This window comes from Chryseobacterium sp. C2(2020) (assembly GCF_014218915.1).
Taxonomy (GTDB): Bacteria; Bacteroidota; Bacteroidia; order Flavobacteriales; family Weeksellaceae; genus Chryseobacterium; species Chryseobacterium mucoviscidosis.
In genome coordinates this window covers 21,826-40,809 of the sequence record NZ_JACLCT010000040.1, presented here as the reverse complement: position 1 = coordinate 40,809, position 18,984 = coordinate 21,826, and the positions used below count along the sequence as shown (strand labels likewise).

Genomic DNA, 18,984 nt, shown 5'->3' with positions numbered 1-18,984 from the left:
TTTTCTCTCTCGTTTCATAGGTTAAAATTAAGGTTTTATGCTTAACTTTAACTGGACGCTAAATTAGTACATCCAATAACCTTATTTCATTTTTGTGTACAGTTTCCGAAGATGATTTTAATGTCTGATTAAAAATCAATAGAAAATAAAATTATAATTTTCGCATAAATGTATGTATAATGGATATGTTTTTGATATTTTTAAGATAAATAAGTAAATTAATCTTTAATTTTATTTATAAAAAGTGAAAATTTCTTTAATGTTAATGAAAATTAATTATTCATAGAATAATATTCTTTTTAATAGTTTATTTTTAGTCTTTTTTAAGTATTGTAATAGTTTTGATAATCTTCGTAAACCACAGTGGAGGGCTATACAATACCTGAAATTTATTAAAAGAGCAAAAAAAAACAGTTGCACAACCTGTGCAACTGTAGTCCCTAAGATTATTTAAACTAAAAATGTGTATTTTTAATTGAAATATTTTTTTTAATATTATCAGATAAATGTATATTTATTGATTTAAACTGTAAAAAGTAAGGGTTACAAAACAAGACCACCCCATAATTAGAGTGATCTTGCTATAAAATATTCCCTTTTACTTGTATGTCTTTGTAATTATATTTTGTAACAGCATCTTCATTCTTGGTGTTTTAGTTTTAGTAAAAATAGAGATTAAGAATAAAACAATAATCAATGTCATATAATTAAGTAAAATAAACTTTAAAATTGTTATTATGTAGAATATAATTCTTTATATTTGGAGGAATAATAACCTCTAAAAGAATAATATTCTATGGAACATCTCGATAGTAAAGATTTACAGTTACTCAGATTACTCCAAAGTGATGCAAAACTAACCGTAAAAGAACTGGCAAAAGAAGTTAATCTTTCTCCTTCGCCGGTTTTTGAACGGGTAAAGCGACTGGAACAGGAAGGATATGTAAAGAAATATGCCGCCGTTTTGGATGCTGAAAAACTTAATTTGGGATTCACTGTATATTGCCAGTTAAAACTAAAAAGCAACGACAGTTATCTCGCGGTAGAATTTGAAAGAGAAATTATGGAAATTGAAGAAGTGGCAGAATGTTACAGTATTTCCGGAGATTTTGACTTTCTGCTTAAGGTATACGTGAAAGATATGAAGCAATACCAGAATTTTGTTTTTAATATTCTCGGAGCCGTTCCGTCCATCGGAAGCACGCACAGTACTTTTGTGATGGCTCAGGTAAAAAATACACATGGATTAACCATTTAATTCTTAAGCTGTTTCAGTGTAAAAATAAAACCTCCGGATTTCTCCGAAGGTTTTTTTATGAAATCACAAAACCTAAATTTCACTTGGGGTAAGACCTGCGGTAGGATCAAAAGCTTCATTTTCGTCCATGCTTCTAAACTGCATCTCTGTTTCCTGTCTTTTTCTCATCGTATTAACCGTTACGTGAGGCCAGTTAATCGGCTGTGCAGAACCTGTTGCCGGAAAAACAAGATTGATGGTTTGCGAATACTGAAGAATCTGATCTGCGTTTCCATCGCTGTCCGTAATATCTTCGATCCAGAAAGTCGCATCCATTTTGGTTGCATTTACATTCGTCTGGATAAAAGGAATATTTAAAATTCCGCCATTCGCATCTGGAGTGTTTGTAGACATCTCAATCACTGTCATGTTGGTTACTCCTCCTTTAGAACCTACTAAACTTTCCAGAGTAGACTGAAGAAAAGCGTTTGGATTTACCTGATTAAATTCCGCAAACTGAGGATTTCCGATAATCGGATCCGAATATCCCAGTTGAGTAATTGGCCCTCCATTCAGCATCGTAGGAATAGACGAAGCAGGATCAAAGAAGCCTGTTCCCGGATTTTCTGCATCGAAAGAACTTCCAAGAGCCAATAAAGAGTTTCCGTGAGGAATCGTCGACATTCTTGAAATAGTGTAACCTCCGTTCGGCTGTCCTATATTAAGAAACAAACCTGTTTCTACGTGTATGGTTGAACCTTTAGGAAAACCTCTGTCGTTACAAAAGCTTGTTTCGCATGCACTTACGATCTGCTGTTCATACAATAATCCGAAAATTAACTGTTCAACCTGTTGTCCTTTTACAACAGGGCCTCTGTTTCCTGCCTGTACGACAACAGGATTAAAAGTTAGTGTTTCTGTATAAGGAATGACCTCAAAGACAAAGCCCGTATCCTGTCCCGGTACGGAAATCGTGTTCCAACCCGAAGAAGCCTCACTTCCCGGAATCTGTACATTTTCCCAGACACCTACAAGAGGAGCCAGAGCTCCAAGATCTGATGATGCAACTTTGTGTAACGGAAGAACCTGTGCTCCCAAAGTTAAGCCTCTTACTTTACTTTCTAAATTCATAATGATGGGTTTTATGGTTAAGTTTTAGTTTAATTAAATATAATATGCTCTTGTCTGAATGGCTGCCGGAGCCGACATGCTGGATCTTACCGCGAAAGCTGGAGTATTTCCGATAAGGATTTCCATATCTTTTTTCATCGGATGTTCGGAGTTTCCATATTCCATGCTTACTCTTTTTTTGCTTTCTTCGGCATTTAGGAAATACAAATTCGTAGGTTGTAAAATATTCCATCGGCAGCCAATCAGTTTTCCTTCGTTCTGCCCGTATTCTGTAATAGGCGAAAAAGCCGACATTTCAGGAATAAGATCTGCGAAATCTGCTTTACAGGTGAAAATGGTTTCTTCGCTGTTTTCAGGATCGTTGCAGGTTACTGTCCATGTATTTTGTCCCGGAACGTTAAGGGAAGGAATATTGATGGTAAAAGTTGTTTTGAATTTCGGCTCTCCGAACAGTTCTATTCCGGCCTGTATCGCCATATCTGCATCGCAGGGAACATGAACGCGTTTATGTCCCATTAATTTCGTTTGTTCTTCCCCTCTCAGATATTCTTCTGCGGTAACAAAAGCAACGGTATCTTTTTGAGATTCAGGATAGCAGACAATATTCAATTCAATTTCCTGAGTTGTGCTTGCTCCGTTTGGAAACTGACCTGTGTAGTTCTGAAAATTAAAACTCACAATAGCTTTTCCGTCAAAATTCGAAGCGGTAAGCCCTGTGTTTTCAAGGTGTTTTAAAACTTTTTCGCGGTCTACAAGAAAAGCAACTTCGAAATTAAAAAGTGTCGCGTAATAGAAGGGAAGTCCGAATCCTTTCGGAATTGGAGGTAATTGATTGCTCATGGTAAATTAGTTGTTAAAGTTTTATTGTAAAGCCCATTAATTAAAAAAAACGGGCTTTAGTTTTATTTTTTAGTTAGAAGGATACTCAAAAGTTGGTCCTGCGTTGTATTGGGAAGTCAATGGCTGGCTCATCAATCCGATTGCCTGCTCTTTCAATGCATACATATACATGATGGATTTTGCCAGTTCTTCAGAATGTCCTTCTACGGCAGCCTGAATTGCATCCAATAACTTTTTATATGTAATATTAAATTGTTTTCCCTGTTCAAATAACTGCGGATTCGACTGGTAATCTGACATTTTAGGGTTCGGTTTCATCGGATACGCTGCGTTCCAGTCAACAGGAAGCGGTTTCCCAACCGGTGGAGTGGTTACAGGCATCATTCCGTTTTCATCGGTGAACGGTCTGTAATCTCCCCCTAAATAAAAATGTTCATGGAAAATTTCCTTAAATCTGAAATAATGAGCCAGTTCCGCACCTTCCTCAAACTGTGAAGGATCTACATCGAAAATAGAATCATCCGCGCCTTCTCCTTGTCCCTTAATTTCCTGAAAAACAAGAATAACGCCTTCTAATGCATCAACAGGATACAGTTTTCCGCCGCTTCCGTAGTATTGTTCCGGACGGATCTGTTTCGTGGGATCTCCGGTAAAAATTCCGCCTTTATTTAATTCTTCAAAAGTCTGCGGTAGTTTTCCGTTTGCTTTATAATAGGCAATAATCTGGAATACAACAATGTAAAAGAACACCACATCATAATATTCTCCAATGGTATGAACATTTTTCATGATGAAATCCTTCATGTTTTCCAAGGTCCATGAATTATTTTCCTGAACGGCACCTCTTGAAAGCATGGCTTCCGGTTGTGCGTCATAATCGTATTTCGGTGCTTTTACCAAAGGATTACTTGGGCTTTCAATGGCAATAAAGGTTGCAATACTGTTGGATGAGAATGTTTCCAGACCTACGTAGAAATCCACATTCAATGGTAGTTTCATCGGGTAATTAGGATAATTCTGCGGTCTGTTTACCGAAGGCTGAATGCTCACTGCATTCATCACGTTACAAACCATAATCATGTGAAGCATTTCTTCTACCGCTACACTTCGGATGATCTGTGAAGGAAGAATATTCGTTCCGTCTTTAATAGAATATAAAGCCGTTAAATATGGAGGAATTGTGGAATGCTCGATTAAAATCGCAGTCTGAAGCAAATCCTGTAAAATCGGACGGTAATCTAGATTCTCTAATCCTTTTTTTACCTGAAACGCCTTTTCTCCGGAGAAATCTGCGTTCGGATTAATTTCCGGAACTTCACCGCCAAATTGTGATCTAAGATATTCGTTAAACGCATCAATCTGGTTGTTAAGCAAAAGATTGGTTACGTTTTTACTGTGGTATTTTATTCCTTCAATCCAGTTTTCTTTACTGTTTGTGTTGTCAAATAATAACGACTGTAAAGAAATGGCTTCGTCTAAGATGGTATTTTTATCTGAAGAACTTCTTAGAAGGCTGCTGTTTTCCTGAGGTTCTGTTTTATTGATTAGTCTTTGTCTCATGTTTTCTATTTTAATATGTTTTCCAGATCTTTCAGAATAGATTCTACGGAACGGATGGTAAATGCGGATAAAGTAAGAGTAGGGTTGGAAGTTCCCAAAGTCGTCATATTTCCGGCTCCTACAATGTATAGATTCGGATGATCCCACGATTTACAATAGCTGTTCGTTACAGAGTCGTCCGGATTGTCGCCCATTCTGTGGGTTCCTACAATATGTCCGGCTCCGTTATAAGAATATCTTACATTATTATATACAAAAGTATTATTGTCTGTCGCATTGTATTTGGTGAAATCTTCAATACCCAGTCTTGCAAACATTTGGTCGGAAGCTAATTTTGCCTGCTCCATTGCTCTCATTTCGTATTCTGTAAGCCCGTAATTGATAACAGGACGCGGAATTCCCAATACATCCAGATATTGGTCGTTAATAGTTACACGGTTATCAGGATTCGGAAGCTGCTCTATTTCAAAATGGAAAAGCACCTGTCTGGAAAGTCTGTGTGTTAATGCATCTTTCAGTTCTTCTCCAAAAAGACCGTCATTTAAAAACTCTGAAAGGTCTGATCCCGGAGAAGAAGCCGGCCAGCTCCATCCCCAGTTGTCAAGAGGAGAGATCCATGCAGAAAACTCGCTTCTGAAATTTCCGTCACGGAAAGACGAAATGTTGGTGGTGGAGCCGGGACCTCTGTAAGAATAAACAGGATCCGGAAATAATCCCCAAGTAAGCATTACCATGTGATCCATCAGGTTTCTTCCCACCTGATCGCTTCTGTTGGCAACGGTTTTTTCAACATTTTGCCCGTTTTCGAAAACAGTGTATTTCGAATTTAAAAGAATTTTCGGATTTTCAAAAGCATTAGCAGCAAGAATAACGATTGTTTCGTTTGTATCAATAACCTCTTCTACAAATTCTGTTTTTTCTCTTGAAATATATCTTCTGATATGAACTTTAGAGATTTTTTCCTGATCTGCTACATCTACACTCAGTTTGTACACTACGCTTTGTGCCTGAACCTGAATATTATGATTTCTCTGAAGATTCTGGTTTTTATTAACTTTATATAAAGCTTTTTTCAGCGTTTTCAGAGCGTTGTATTTTGCCTGAACCGGACAGATCGGAACGCAGGATGCATTTCCTTCACAACGTTCTCCCATATAAGGATTCCATACAGCTCCTAAAGCTTTGTATTCTTCGCTTTCAATATTTTTTAAAGTCAGAGTATATCCCGATTCTGATGCTTCAGCTTTCACTATTTTGGATGTTCCGTAAGCAATATTCGGGGTAGAATTTCTTCCCTGCGGAGACGGAACAAGCATTATCGGATATTCTTCAAAGTTGAGCTGAACCGAAGTTCCTGCCAATCCGTTAATAATCTGATGATCCATATAACTCTGCGGAATTTCTTCCATCGGAAAAACATAATTTTTACCATAATATTCTTCAATACTTTCCTTAATAGGATATTCCTGCGCTGCAACGTTTCCGGAAACACCGATCTCAAATTCAGCCATTTCATAATAAGGCTTTAATGTCTCATAATCAATTGGCCAGTCCATCGCTCTGCCATATTGTTCCTTCAGTCTGAAATCGTTCGGAAGCATTCTTGGGGTAGTTCCGAGCCAGTGAAGTGTAGTTCCGCCTCCTACACGAATGGCATCACTTGCAAAAGGCATCGGACCGAACTGTACCAGATAACCTTTTTTATCCGGAAACGGCGGAACAATCGGTTCTATATCCAGAACATTCGGAGAGGGAGCCTGTTTCAGATTCGGATACGGTGAATTCGGAACTTTGGCTTCTTCTATGTAAAACTTACGGATGTAATCGTTGTAAGTAACCATTGAGGTAGCAGAATCTAGTTCTATCCCGGCTTCCAATCCTGCTTCATACATTAAAATTGATAGTTCTTTATACGTTTTGGAGTCGTCCGTTTCGGAACGGTGGATCATTTTTTTTGCATCGGCATCAAAAACGTGATCTGTTAAAAGTTTGGCAATCAAAGATCCTGCGATTCCTGTTCCTACGATGATTACATCTTTCTTTTGCTGAGGTTTTTCTGTCTGATTCATGAGTTGCTGTTTACAGGTTTTGTTTCCCAAGATTTAAAGCCCGGCTGTTTTGCTCCCGGCGGATGCGCATGCATTACCGTCCATATGAGACCTTCTTTGTAAGATCTGTCGTTTACGTAAGCGCCTTCCCAGGTTCCCATATACCAAAGGGTAATTACACTCTGGGCAATTTCATGAGTTGCGGGATTGGCAATAATTTCTGCGGTGATCGCAATTTTCAGCTGATCCTGACTTGCCGAATTTTCCAGAACATTTTTAGAAATATTCAGAAATTCAATAAAAGTGGCAGTTTCAATCTGGTTGAGAATGTACTTGTAATAAATCTCGGCTAAGCCTGTAGATTGGAGCTCGTTCACGGAAAATCCGGTGAGGGATTCTGAAATAGCCATGAACACGTCGTAATAGTAATCGTCGACGTTGAGGATTTTGTTGATAATCATCTCGTTGAATTATGGTTAAAGTTTTAGTTTTTATGCTTAGATAATTTTATTTATCAGGTAAATTGGGTTATCTAATTTTCGTCTATAAAGTTATATATTTTTCACATTGATTAGAATAAATGTTGTTTATTTAGAATCTTTCAAAAGTAAATGTTTTGTTTTGATGATTATTATAAAATAAACGATTTTATCAATCGAAATTTATCAATATGATTTTCTGTTAATCATTTCGTAAAATTGAGAACCTGTAATTTAAAACAATAGCAATATCTTTGTATTATAAATTAGAATTACAGTAAAATATTTTTATGAATGATATTAAAATGATTGTGACAGATATGGACGGAACGTTTCTGAATTCTTCCCATGAAGTAAGTCCGGAATTTCCGAAAATATATGAAGAGCTGAAGAAAAGAAATATTTTATTTGTTCCTGCGAGCGGAAGACAGATGTTCGGGATTACCAAATATTTTGGTGAGATAGAAAGTGAAATGGCGTTCATCGCTGAAAACGGAGGGTACGTTATTTACAAAAATGAAGAGCTTTTTGCAGATCAGCTTGATCCAAAATATATCACGGAAATTATCGCAGCAATCAGAACAATTCCCGGAGCAATTGCTGTTTTGTCCGGCAAGAAAAAAGCATATTTTGAAACCGATAATCAGGATTTTATAGATTACGTTTCCCAGTTTTATACAGATAATGAAAGAAAGGAAGATCTTACGCAGGAAATTGATGACAGTATTTTTAAAGTTGCGGTATATCATTCCGGCGGTTCGGAATTAAACGTTTATCCTGTATTAAAAGATTTTGAAAAATATGATTTGGAGGTAGTGGTTTCCGGTCAGTATTGGCTGGATATCATGAATAAGAATATTAATAAAGGAATGGCACTGGAAAAACTGCAGAAAGCTTTGGATATTACTCCGCAGCAGACTATGGCTTTTGGAGATTATATGAATGATATTCAGATGCTTGAAAATTCAAAATATTCTTATGCGATGCAGAATGCGCATCCTCTGGTAAAAAAAGCGGCAAGTTTTGAAGCCGGATCTAATGATCATTTTGGAGTTCTTAAAGTAATTAAAGACTATTTAAACATCAATTAAAACTTTCATTTATAATAATTTAAACCTTCAGATTTTATATCCGAAGGTTTTTTGCTTATTAAACGTTTAATTAATAATATTAAACTGTTTATGATTGCTGTTAATTTAAAATTTTCAATTTATTTATAATAATTTCACCAACATATGAGAAAATTATTTTAAATTTATCATCTGAATAATTGCTGCTTTTTGCGAGTGATATTTGTAAAACAAACTAAACAACCATTTATAAAAGGCGGAACCGAAAAGCCAATAAAAGAGTAGGGAAAACTAAATAATTAAACCATGAATCTATCAATTCACCCATCAGTAGGTGTTGCCCGATTAGGGAATAGCACAACTGAAATCTGCCTGTCTCCGGACACCATCGGTGGTCTGCCGTTTGATGCCGATAACAACGGAAATTCCTTAGGTCCGATTACTTCCTTTAAAGATGCTGCAGGTCTTATCAAAAGACAGGGACAGCCTTTTAAAATCCTTTCAGACACAGGACAAGAAATCACCCTAGACACTCCAAACGTAGCTTCTATCGAATGGACGGTGCATTTGGCAAATAAAAAAGCAGCGTGGTATCAGTACAGCGAGCTTCAGGGAAATCTGTTGTACGGTCAGGAAAACAGCTACGAAAATCAGAACATTCCATTCAGAAATCCCGATGTACCGCAGAATGACAGACAAACTTTAATCGTCGATCCGGGACCCAGAACCATTTCCGGTAAACAAAGTTCGATAGGATTCGATCAGAACAATGTTCCTGCAGGTTATCCTGCACAATACCCTCCACAGAAAGTTTTATACGGTGTTCCGGTGGTTACGTTGGGAGATCTTCTCACAGATAATTCCGGAAGGCTGGTTGTTTTGGGAGGATTTGGTCATGCGGGCGGAAATTTACCTTTAACAAGTTATGGAGGTTCCAGTACATGGCACGACGATATTTCGGACGGACCTGTTTACTGTACGGTAAACTTTAATGACGGAACGCCTTCCGTTTCACTTACAGCATGGGTAATTATCGGATCTCCGGATTTCGCGCCGGAAATTGTGAATATTTCAAATTTAAGCGACACGATGTTTGATGTCGGGGTAAGAAATTTCAATCTGGTTCCTGAGATGTACAGCAACGGAAATTATAATCCGAACTTTCAGGCAAATTTCCAGAGAGATATTTTACCGATTATCAACAGAATCAGCAAATATCAATGGGTTGCCAATGTACAGTCGATGATGGCTTTTACCAGCAATATTTTTGATTTTACAGACAATTCTGAGGCAAACCGCCAGAATAGACAGAATTATTTTTCATATTTCAGACAAAATGATGCTCAGCCGCCGGTTCCTCCTTACTTACCTCAGGAACAGCTTCTGAAAGAAAACGGAACTGATATTTTCCCGATGATGCCTTTAAATTCAGGAAGCAACTCGGTGAGCAATACGAATATCATGAAATTCATGGCATTGGATGAAACTCAGCTTTTCCTGATGCAGCAGTGGGCGAACGGAAATTTTGTAAGCGATCCGAATTACGAACAATATCCTGTAAATGCAATGGATGCAGCAAGTGTAGGAAATTGTGTAGGACTTCCGATGTGTCCGGGAATTGAAGTAACCTGGAATTTACAGAATCCTATTATTTATGCAAATCCTTATAGAATTTTACAATACGGAAACGAACAGCAATATGCAGCACAAGGTTTAACGCCGTCTCGCGACGAATGTGAAGGCGGAGGCTGCGAACCGGGAGATCTTACCAAAAGAATGGCTTGTCCTTGGCAGGCGGATTTCTTCCAGTGTACGATTCAGCTGATTAATTTTACAGATCCGTCTGTGAATAAAGCGGGTTCTCCACCTGCACCGCTTCCTCCAACGTATTATTCTTACTGGTGGCCGCCTCAAAGTCCATGGGATGTTTTGGTAGGTGAATTTACCGCTGAAGGTCAGTCGGCTACCAATGTTCCGGCAGGACAGCAGATGAACTACGCACGTGGAATCAACAGTTTTACGCAGATGGTTCAGTACTGGTACGCGCTAGGATTTATCAGGGATAAAAATTCTCACAGCGTAGGTTTCCCATTCTTTGTGGAAACTGAAAGAAATAACGAAATATTTACATATGACAATGTTCCGGTAAGCCAGATCAGCGGAAATGAAGAAGATGATGAGACTACAATTCCTGTTTTCTATATCGAAAAGAAACCGCAGGTGGTTACCGAAAGAAGTGAGAAAGGCAGACTGATGATGGAGCATCTGGAAGAAGTTGGATTTAAAGAAATTGCTGTTGCAGCAGACCGTATGCCTTTGCCTCGCTCAGGAACGCGAAACAGAAGATAAAATGCAAAACTTGTTAGAAACTAATGTATTAATTGTTGGTGGAGGTCCAGCTGGGACTTCCGCCGCTTTAAGTCTGCTTAAATATTCTGACCTGAAAGTAGTTATCGTAGAAGAAACCAGTCTTGAATCTGTAAAAATTGGTGAACAGGTGAACTCAAGTATTTTTGATCTTCTCAGTTATATGGGAATTGATAAGACAGCTTTAGATCAGAATAATTTTATCAGGGGACACAGCAGTACTGCAGCTTGGGGAAGCGAAAGACTGATGGTTCGTGATTCTATTTTCAATACGGAAACCGAGAGTTTTCAGCTTAACCGGGAAGAATTTGATTATCTTCTTCTGGAAAATGTATCAGAAAAAGGCGGAATTATTTTTCCGAGAACGAAATGCCTGTCTTTTGATCAGGATGAAAACAATCACTGGACGGTAGATGTAAAACATGAAACGAAAGGAAACTTCACGATAAAAGCAGATTATCTGATCGATGCAACCGGAAGAATGGGAAGTGTATGCCGGAAAATAGGAGTTCAGTCAAAACGGTATGACGAACTTGCAGCGATCGGAAGATTTTTTTATTTTGATGAATCTCAGACCATTGAGCAGACCATCATGATAGAATCTATTGATGACGGGTGGTGGTACTGTGCTTCTCTTCCGAATCATAAGATGACGCTTACTTTTTTTTCCGATGCACAGATTATTAAAGAAAAAAGGCTTGAAAATACTGAAAACTGGAGCAGATTATTATCAAAAACAAAACACATTCAGCATAAAATATCAAAAGCCGCTTCCGAAGGAAAACCCTGGGTAAAAAATGCATTTTCTCAGATTGCAGACATCCGTTCAAGCAAAAATTTTCTGGCGGTAGGAGATGCAGCCGCATCATTTGATCCTATTTCATCCATGGGGATCGGTTTTGCCATAAGTTCTGCCTGTCATGCTGCAAAAGCGATTATTGATGCAGATTCAGGACACGAAAATACTTTTGTTAACTATCAGGAAAACATTAATAAAATTTATCATAATTATCTCACAACGAAGACATTTTTTTATCAGAAAGAACAGCGCTGGAGCGATGCTGTGTTTTGGAAAAAAAGGATTTAAGAGGTTGGGATATGAAATTAAATTAGTAATGGCAGCCTCATAACGATCTGTGAGGCTGTTTTTTGCTTTTACATTTTTAAAATTAATAATTATTGAAATATATGAAAAAACTACTCAATTACATTTCGTTTCTGTCGGTTGTACTGTTTTCCGTAGCGTGCAGCTCTTCCACCATAGAAGATGAAAATGCACCCAGTGAAGTAACCACGGTATTTTATAAAAACGCTGATGAACTCGCTGCAACTTATGATCCTTCGAATACGGTAAATCAGTCGTTAAGAAATCAGATTTACGATTTATACAAACAAGGGAAATGGAGCGAACTGGAATCTGTTTTTAAAGTTAATAATCTGAACGGAGGATGGCCGCCGGCAAACGGAGGGTATAATATTGTAGATAATACAGATTTCACAGCCGGACAAAAATACGACCGCTATAGCGGCGCAATCGGAACGTACAGCGGAACCGGAGCACCCACTCTGGGAGGAAATTTTACCAGTCCGATCATCAATGGCTACGTTTACACTTTTGCTCAACGCGCTCTTAACAAACCGGAAAATGCCTATGATTTTTATTACGAAATAGAAGTTTTGAATAATTTGTTACCTTTCAAGGGACAATCGGCAGACATTATTCCGTGGTTCGGGCAGGTTGGGAAGGGAAAACAGACGATGTGGAAAATTCCTCTGGATCCTTCAACCGGCTACACAAAAACATGGAATAAACTTGCGCAGGAAGGTTATATTAAAGTAACGATAAAAAGAAGTCCGAGCGGAAATTATCCTTCAGCGGTTGGAATGGTGATTCAATAAATTTAACGGAAAATGTACGCAATAACAAAGAAAATACAGATTATAAATAAGGCAATTATTCCGAAAGATACGTTTATCAATGATGAAATCAGTCCGTCTGCGGAGCTGAAATTCATCTGTTGTAATTGCAGTCATGAAAATCTGGTGAAGATTACTCCTTACGAATCTGGTTTTCCGGTTTTTCAACTTTATCATGAAAATAAAATTCTATCTGTTGACGAATTGCTTAAAAATTCAATGATAAAAGAGACACAAAAGAATATGCTTCATGCCGGAGAGTTTACAGTTCATAATTTACCAACGTTGTATTTTGGGACAGACTGCGAATCCTGCGCTACAAAATATATCGGAATTTTCAGTTATGGCGAAAAACAACCGGGACTGGAAATACTTTCTGTTTCCGGAGTATGGGAATATGCAGAGGCATAATATTTTTTTAGAAGGTGTGTTTCGGCTTCAAATCGAAGATTTGAAGCCGAACTTTTTTTATGAACTTATGGAAAACCATAATCAGCAGATGTTCTAAAAGTGTATTATTGCCTCATCTCATCATCAAAAAAAGACTTTAATTATATGGACATTTTAATCATCATTATTTTAGCGGTTCTGCTGATTGTTGCATCCAGTAAATCGGGTAAAAATAAAAAACAGGTTTCGGAGAAAGAAGCTCAGATTGCAAATCTTAACAGGGAAATTAATCAGCTCAGAACCGAGATTTCAAACCTCAATTCAGACAAAAGATCTTTACAGGACAAAATCCAGAGATTAAGAGCCGATTTTTCTAATCTGCAGATCGAAAAACGTTCGGTGGACGAAAAGAATATTCAATTGAAAAATCAAAATGATGCTTTAAGCAAATATCAGGACATTATTAATGTTCAGGTAGAATGCGAATATCTTCTGAAAAGAGCAGAAAGAGACAGTTTAAAATTAAAAGAAAGAGCACAGGCGGAGCTGGATAATGCGCAGCTTCAGGCGAAAGAGTCGAAAAGAATGGCAAAGGAACTTGTAGAAAAAAGAACCAGAGAAGTTGAACTGTTGTATGAGAATGCAGTAAGAGAATCCAAAAGAATTATTGATAATGCTGAAGACAAGGCACTTGCCATCGGAGGTGATGCTTACAGAAGTTTACGGGAAGCCAATGAAATTGCCGACAGAATAAAAGCAATGAAAAATGTAATAAAAGGCTACGGAAACGAATACATTGTGCCTTCTTACACTTTGCTGGATGATCTTGCTGAAGAATTCAGCCACAAAGAAGCCGGAGAAAATCTTAAAAAACTTCGACAGAGTAACAAATTGATGATCACAAGCCGACAAGCCGGAATCTGCGAATATATTGATGAATTCAGAAGAAATATTGCCATAGACTTTGTAATCGATGCTTACAACGGAAAAGTTGAAACCATTTTAAATTCAGTAAAAAAAGACAATTACGGAATTCTGAAACAGAAAATAGACGATGCTTTTCAGTTGGTTAATTTCAACGGAGAAGCATTCAGAAAAGCCAGAATTTCGGTGGAATATCATGAAGCCCGTCTTGAAGAACTGAAATGGGCGGTTATTGCTCAGGAACTGAAATGGCAGGAACAGGAAGAGCAAAGACAGATCAGGGAACAGATGCGGGAGGAAGAAAAAGCAAGAAGAGAATATGAAAAAGCCATAAAAGATGCCGAAAAAGAAGAATTAACACTAAAAAGACTCATCGAAAAAGCTGAATCGCAAGTCGCAAAAGCCAATGAAGAGCAGAGACTTATTTTCCAGCAGAAACTTGAAGAACTTCAGGGGAAATTACTGGTTGCAGAAGAAAAAAATCAAAGAGCGATTTCGATGGCGCAGCAAACGCGCTCCGGAAATGTTTATATTATTTCAAATGTTGGATCATTTGGAGAGGATGTTTACAAAATCGGAATGACAAGACGTCTGGAACCGCTGGATCGTGTTCGTGAGCTTGGAGACGCAAGTGTTCCGTTTGAATTTGATGTTCACGCCATGATTTATTCTGATGATGCTCCGGCTTTGGAAAGACAGCTTCACAAAAAGTTTTTAAAGAATCAGCTTAATAAAATCAATCCGCGGAAAGAATTTTTCAGACTTGGAATTAACGATATTAAAAATTATCTGGAAGATACCGGAATTATCTGCAAATGGACGCTTACCGCAGAAGCCAGACAATATCGCGAAACACTGAAGCTTGAAGAGGAAATGAAAACCAATAAGCAGCTCGAAAAAGAGTGGGAGCAATATCAGGAAGAAGCAGATCCTGTAGCTTTAGAAGAAGTATTGGAAGAGGAATAAAAAGACAAAACCACAACCCGAAAGTTGTGGTTTTTAATGAAAGTATATATTATTAAGATTCGGTGTGCATCAGTCCATAACTTATGGAAGTGGGTTCTTTTCCAAACAGGCAGGAGAAAATGTTCTGAAATTCATGGATGTACTTACATTTGATAGAATTTCCGTAGATTTTCAGTCCTTCAACAATTTTTCTGGAACTCAGATCAAAATCGTATTTGATGAAAGTCTCAGGTCTTTCGTAGCGAATACGCTGTTCAGAACTGTAAGTTCTTGAAAATCCGAATTTTTCCAGCCATTCTTCAGTAATCTGGATAGGCTTGATTGATTTTGCCGGAACAGAAAAACTGTGAAAATCATTTTCAATCTGTACAAAATAATCTTTTTCATCATTCTGGAATATTTCAGTAATCGTATAGATCTGATTTTTATATTCCACTAGATTTTTAATTTTTAAATCTGCAACGTTCATAATATTTTGTGGGTGTTTATGTTATTATTCTAAGGTTAGTGAATGCCTTGTGTAAGAAGTTTTGCAAATACTATGCCTTATGTTTGGAATAATAATTAAACTATTGTTAAGAATTATTTTCTATTTTAATTTAGTTTGTTGATAATCATTATCTTATGATTAATAATGAATTTTAAACAATTTTGCAAAAGATTGAATTTGTGGTACTTATGTGGTATATTATGTTAAATTGAAAAATTTAATTATTCAGTTTTCAGAGATTTATGTTCAATAGTTAATGCGAATGCGATCATAATGACTGAAATTAATACACCAATAAAAACATTCCATGAGGTAGAGTGGAGCAGATATCCTGTACCGCTTCCTAAAAAACTGGATCCGAAATAATAGAAAAGCCAGTAGATGGAAGTTGCTGAAGATTTTCCTTCTTTAGCATGCAACGCGGTCATTTGGCTTGCCATAGTATGAGCCGCAAAAAAACATAGCGTAAACAATCCCAGTCCGAAAACAACGATATAAATATTTTCTGAAAGAAGAAGAATAAGTCCCGTTAACAAAAAGAAAATCGAACCTTTTAGAATGTATTTCTTTTCAAATCTTACGGATAATCTGCTGGTTATCATGGTTCCCAAAACACCGAAAGTGTACATCAGAAAAATAAAAGCAATAAAAACATGGTTCAAAGAAAACGGATCAGATTCCAATCGGAAAGTCATATAATTATAGATGCTTACAAAAGTTCCCATCAGCAAAGCGGCGATAAAATACAGTCGGAGCATGTAAGAATCACGTATCAGTCTTTTCATCTGCTTCATTTTCAGGTGATAATCTGTTTTCTGAGGCTTGAAAAATTTTGAATCCGGAAAAAGCCTCCAAAACACCAGTCCCAAAATCAGACTTTGAATCCCGATCATTAAAACAGCATTTCTCCATCCGAATTCTCCGGCGAGAAGAGTTGCCAAAATCCTTCCGCTCATTCCTCCAATCGTGTTTCCACTGAGATACATACTGATTGCCAAAGCTACCACAGAAATTTCAACTTCCTCTGTAAGATAAGCCAGAGCCACCGAAGAAACTCCCGAAATGATAAAACCTTTTATAATTCCAATAATAATAAGAAGCATTAAACTCGGAATCCATGTCGAAATGATGGTTAAAACTGCCGAAGCAATCAAGGAAAAAACCATCAGTTTCTTTCGCGAAAAACTATCTGCGCGGAACGCAAAAAAGAAAAGTCCCAAAGCCATCCCGATTGTGGAGGAAGAAACAAGCAGGGAACTGTCGCCTACCGTTTTGTGAAAATGTTCCGCAACCATTGGCAATAACGGCTGAAAAAGATAAAGCTGCGCAAATACCGAAAGTCCCGATAAAAATATACACAGTTTGATGTAGTAAAACCGTCTGCTTTTCCTGTCTGCTTTTTCTGAAATATTCATGATGTGCTTAAAAAATCAAGCAAAAAATTATGGAGTTATTTTTATCTGCTAAATTGATGAAATTTTTTAAATCCTTAAAATGTCTTTTTTTAATTGATTTTCTATTGAATTTTTAAATTAACTCAGCATTTTCCGGTTAAATTTTTACGGCAGTTTTTCACTTTAATACGTATCTTTAATTCAGAAAAAATTAAAAATGATCGAAAACTTTCCTTTTTATCTCTCACTGATTCTTGCCATTGTCTTTATTATTATGATCGCCAACAAAATAAGGGTTGCCTATCCTGTGCTGTTGGTTGTAGCAGGATTGTTAATCAGTTTTATTCCCAATGTTCCGGTCATCAGAATAGATCCCGAACTTATCTTTATTATCTTTCTTCCACCCTTGCTGTATGAAGCAGCGTGGGCAATTTCATGGAAGGAGCTCTGGAAATGGAGGCGGATTATAGGAAGTTTTGCCTTTGTTGTTGTATTTCTTACCGCAACGACGGTTGCTTTTGTGGCCAATCATTTTATTCCCGGATTTTCTCTTGCTTTAGGATTTCTTTTGGGGGGAATTGTCTCGCCGCCCGATGCGGTAAGTGCGGGAGCGATTCTTAAATTTGTAAAAGTTCAGAAAAGACTGTCTTCTATTCTGGAAGGAGAAAGTCTGCTGAATGACGCGTCTTCCTTAATCATATTCCGTTTTGCGATGATTGCCGTTGCAACCGGTCAGTTTATTTGGCAGGATGCGGTTTTCAGCTTTTCATGGATGCTGATTGGCGGAATCGGAATCGGGTTAATCATCGGCTGGCTGTTCATGAAAGGACATAAACTGCTTCCTACAGATGCCAATATGGACACAATTCTTACCATTGTTGCACCTTATTTAATGTATATTGCGGCAGAAGAAGCGCACAGTTCAGGAGTTTTGGCTGTGGTAAGCGGCGGGTTGCTGCTTTCCAATAACCGCCATAATTTTCTCAGTACTTCATCACGTTTGCGCGGACTGAATGTCTGGGAAAGTCTGTCTTTTGTACTTAATGGTCTGGTTTTTATCCTCATTGGTCTGGACCTTCCGGAAATTACTTCAGGTTTGGGAGAAGTAAGTATTTACGCTGCGGTAGGATACGGTTTGCTTGTAACGGCTGTTTTAATCGTGGTAAGAATTCTGTCGGCTTACGGAGCGGTAGTAGTTACTTTAATTGCCCGAAACTTCATCACGGTTGCAGACAACAGAAGTCCCGGATTTAAAGCTCCGATTCTGTTGGGCTGGACCGGAATGAGGGGGGTAGTGTCTTTGGCAGCAGCACTTTCAATTCCCGTAAAACTCTATCCCGATGGTCCGGATTTTCCTCAGCGGAATTTAATTTTATTCATCACGTTTATTGTGATTTTAACGACATTGCTGGTTCAGGGACTCACGCTTCCTTATCTCATCAGAAAAATGGAAATCCCTTCCTACAACGATCATTTGCCTGAAGATGAAGCGGAAGAGCTTATCCGTCGGGAAATGGCGAAAATGACTTTAGAGCATCTCAGAAAAAATCACAGCGGATTATTGGAAAAAAGTATCTTTTTGCAGCAGATCCATGAAAAATGGAAAGGAAAAGTGGAAAAAGACTCCGATATTAAACTATCCTCAGAAATTAAAGAGGCTTATCTTGATATTCTCAATGCCCAAAGAGCATGGCTGATTGAACAAAACTACGACAAAAAGCAGCATTTTGATGAAGATCTTATCCGAAGACATCTTGTGAAAATCGATCTGGAGGAAGAGAGACTCTCACTGATTCATTAAAAAAGTTAAAACTTTCTGCAGGTATTCATCCTCTTTTAACACTTTTTCATACGACTGTCTTGCGTACACAGGCGAAAGCTCGTAATTCTCCGGTTTAGAATCAATATCCTCATTCTCAATATATTGGTTAAGATGATGCGTATATTCTTTAATCAGCTTATTAATGGTTTTTCTTTTGATCTTACAGATGGTGTTGTTTTTTATTTTCTGTAAAGAATTAAGAATAAAAGATTTATCGCCGTGAAAATTGATCACATTTTTTATATAGGAAAGATTATGATGATCCTGTAATACAGAATGGTTTTCTTCAAAAATCATGATAGTGGAAGTTTTTTTAATTGAAAATAGTTTCAGAACACCTGATGATAAT

At 37.5% G+C, this 18,984-nt stretch carries 16 protein-coding genes; 8 read left to right on the top strand and 8 right to left on the bottom strand.

All coding sequences use genetic code 11. The features are described 5' to 3' along the window. The first annotated feature begins 796 nt into the window (after positions 1–796). Complete coding sequence (locus tag H6W52_RS17950) at positions 797–1,258, top strand: Lrp/AsnC family transcriptional regulator (protein WP_087709790.1); 462 nt, start codon at positions 797–799, stop codon at positions 1,256–1,258. Between the two features lie 72 nt (positions 1,259–1,330). Here the strand turns inward: H6W52_RS17950 and H6W52_RS17945 are convergent, their stop codons facing one another. The 5 genes from H6W52_RS17945 to H6W52_RS17925 all read right to left on the bottom strand — a co-directional run bounded on the left by H6W52_RS17945 (position 1,331) and on the right by H6W52_RS17925 (position 7,277). Beyond that, entirely contained in the window at positions 1,331–2,368 is a 1,038-nt protein-coding gene (locus H6W52_RS17945; RefSeq protein ID WP_116099967.1) for a heme-binding protein, read from the bottom strand. Between the two features lie 33 nt (positions 2,369–2,401). Beyond that, positions 2,402–3,208 (bottom strand): hypothetical protein, encoded by an 807-nt coding sequence (locus H6W52_RS17940; RefSeq protein WP_116099968.1) that lies wholly within the window; start codon positions 3,206–3,208, stop codon positions 2,402–2,404. A gap of 69 nt (positions 3,209–3,277) precedes the next feature. Next, positions 3,278–4,768, bottom strand: a complete 1,491-nt coding sequence (locus H6W52_RS17935) for a ferritin-like domain-containing protein (protein ID WP_116099969.1) — start codon at positions 4,766–4,768, stop codon at positions 3,278–3,280. Positions 4,769–4,773: 5 nt separating this feature from the next. After that, a complete protein-coding gene (locus tag H6W52_RS17930; RefSeq protein ID WP_116099970.1) occupies positions 4,774–6,837 on the bottom strand; it encodes a GMC oxidoreductase in 2,064 nt (687 codons plus the stop codon). Continuing rightward, positions 6,834–7,277, bottom strand: a complete 444-nt coding sequence (locus H6W52_RS17925; RefSeq protein WP_116099971.1) for a hypothetical protein — start codon at positions 7,275–7,277, stop codon at positions 6,834–6,836. Before H6W52_RS17925 ends, H6W52_RS17930 begins: the two co-directional genes overlap by 4 nt. A 308-nt stretch (positions 7,278–7,585) precedes the next feature. Between H6W52_RS17925 and H6W52_RS17920 the strand changes: the two genes are divergently transcribed. From H6W52_RS17920 to H6W52_RS17895, 6 genes are all read left to right on the top strand, one after another. After that, the gene (locus H6W52_RS17920; protein WP_116099972.1) at positions 7,586–8,386 is read left to right on the top strand and encodes a Cof-type HAD-IIB family hydrolase; all 801 of its coding nucleotides are present in this window, start codon (positions 7,586–7,588) and stop codon (positions 8,384–8,386) included. Positions 8,387–8,671: 285 nt separating this feature from the next. Beyond that, a complete protein-coding gene (gene lodA, locus H6W52_RS17915; RefSeq protein WP_116099973.1) occupies positions 8,672–10,714 on the top strand; it encodes a CTQ-dependent lysine 6-oxidase LodA in 2,043 nt (680 codons plus the stop codon). A 1-nt stretch (position 10,715) separates the two neighbouring features. Continuing rightward, positions 10,716–11,819 (top strand): lysine-epsilon-oxidase maturase LodB, encoded by a 1,104-nt coding sequence (lodB, locus tag H6W52_RS17910; protein ID WP_116099974.1) that lies wholly within the window; start codon positions 10,716–10,718, stop codon positions 11,817–11,819. A gap of 101 nt (positions 11,820–11,920) precedes the next feature. Beyond that, positions 11,921–12,631 (top strand): glycohydrolase toxin TNT-related protein, encoded by a 711-nt coding sequence (locus H6W52_RS17905; RefSeq protein ID WP_116099975.1) that lies wholly within the window; start codon positions 11,921–11,923, stop codon positions 12,629–12,631. Positions 12,632–12,643: 12 nt separating this feature from the next. Continuing rightward, positions 12,644–13,060, top strand: coding sequence for a hypothetical protein (locus H6W52_RS17900; protein ID WP_116099976.1), 417 nt, complete (start codon positions 12,644–12,646; stop codon positions 13,058–13,060). Positions 13,061–13,204: 144 nt separating this feature from the next. Continuing rightward, positions 13,205–14,929, top strand: coding sequence for a DUF4041 domain-containing protein (locus H6W52_RS17895; RefSeq protein WP_116099977.1), 1,725 nt, complete (start codon positions 13,205–13,207; stop codon positions 14,927–14,929). A gap of 52 nt (positions 14,930–14,981) precedes the next feature. Here the strand turns inward: H6W52_RS17895 and H6W52_RS17890 are convergent, their stop codons facing one another. Both H6W52_RS17890 and H6W52_RS17885 read right to left on the bottom strand, forming a co-directional pair. Then, entirely contained in the window at positions 14,982–15,398 is a 417-nt protein-coding gene (locus H6W52_RS17890; RefSeq protein ID WP_076390434.1) for a hypothetical protein, read from the bottom strand. A 242-nt stretch (positions 15,399–15,640) separates the two neighbouring features. After that, entirely contained in the window at positions 15,641–16,834 is a 1,194-nt protein-coding gene (locus H6W52_RS17885; RefSeq protein WP_116099978.1) for an MFS transporter, read from the bottom strand. 196 nt (positions 16,835–17,030) lie between these two features. On the opposite strand from H6W52_RS17885, the gene H6W52_RS17880 reads away from it, so the two are divergent. After that, positions 17,031–18,614, top strand: coding sequence for a Na+/H+ antiporter (locus H6W52_RS17880; RefSeq protein ID WP_116099979.1), 1,584 nt, complete (start codon positions 17,031–17,033; stop codon positions 18,612–18,614). On the opposite strand, the gene H6W52_RS17875 is transcribed toward H6W52_RS17880, so the two are convergent. Continuing rightward, entirely contained in the window at positions 18,600–18,932 is a 333-nt protein-coding gene (locus H6W52_RS17875; RefSeq protein ID WP_116099980.1) for a hypothetical protein, read from the bottom strand. The two genes, H6W52_RS17880 and H6W52_RS17875, sit on opposite strands and share 15 nt — an antisense overlap. Positions 18,933–18,984: the final 52 nt, after the last annotated feature.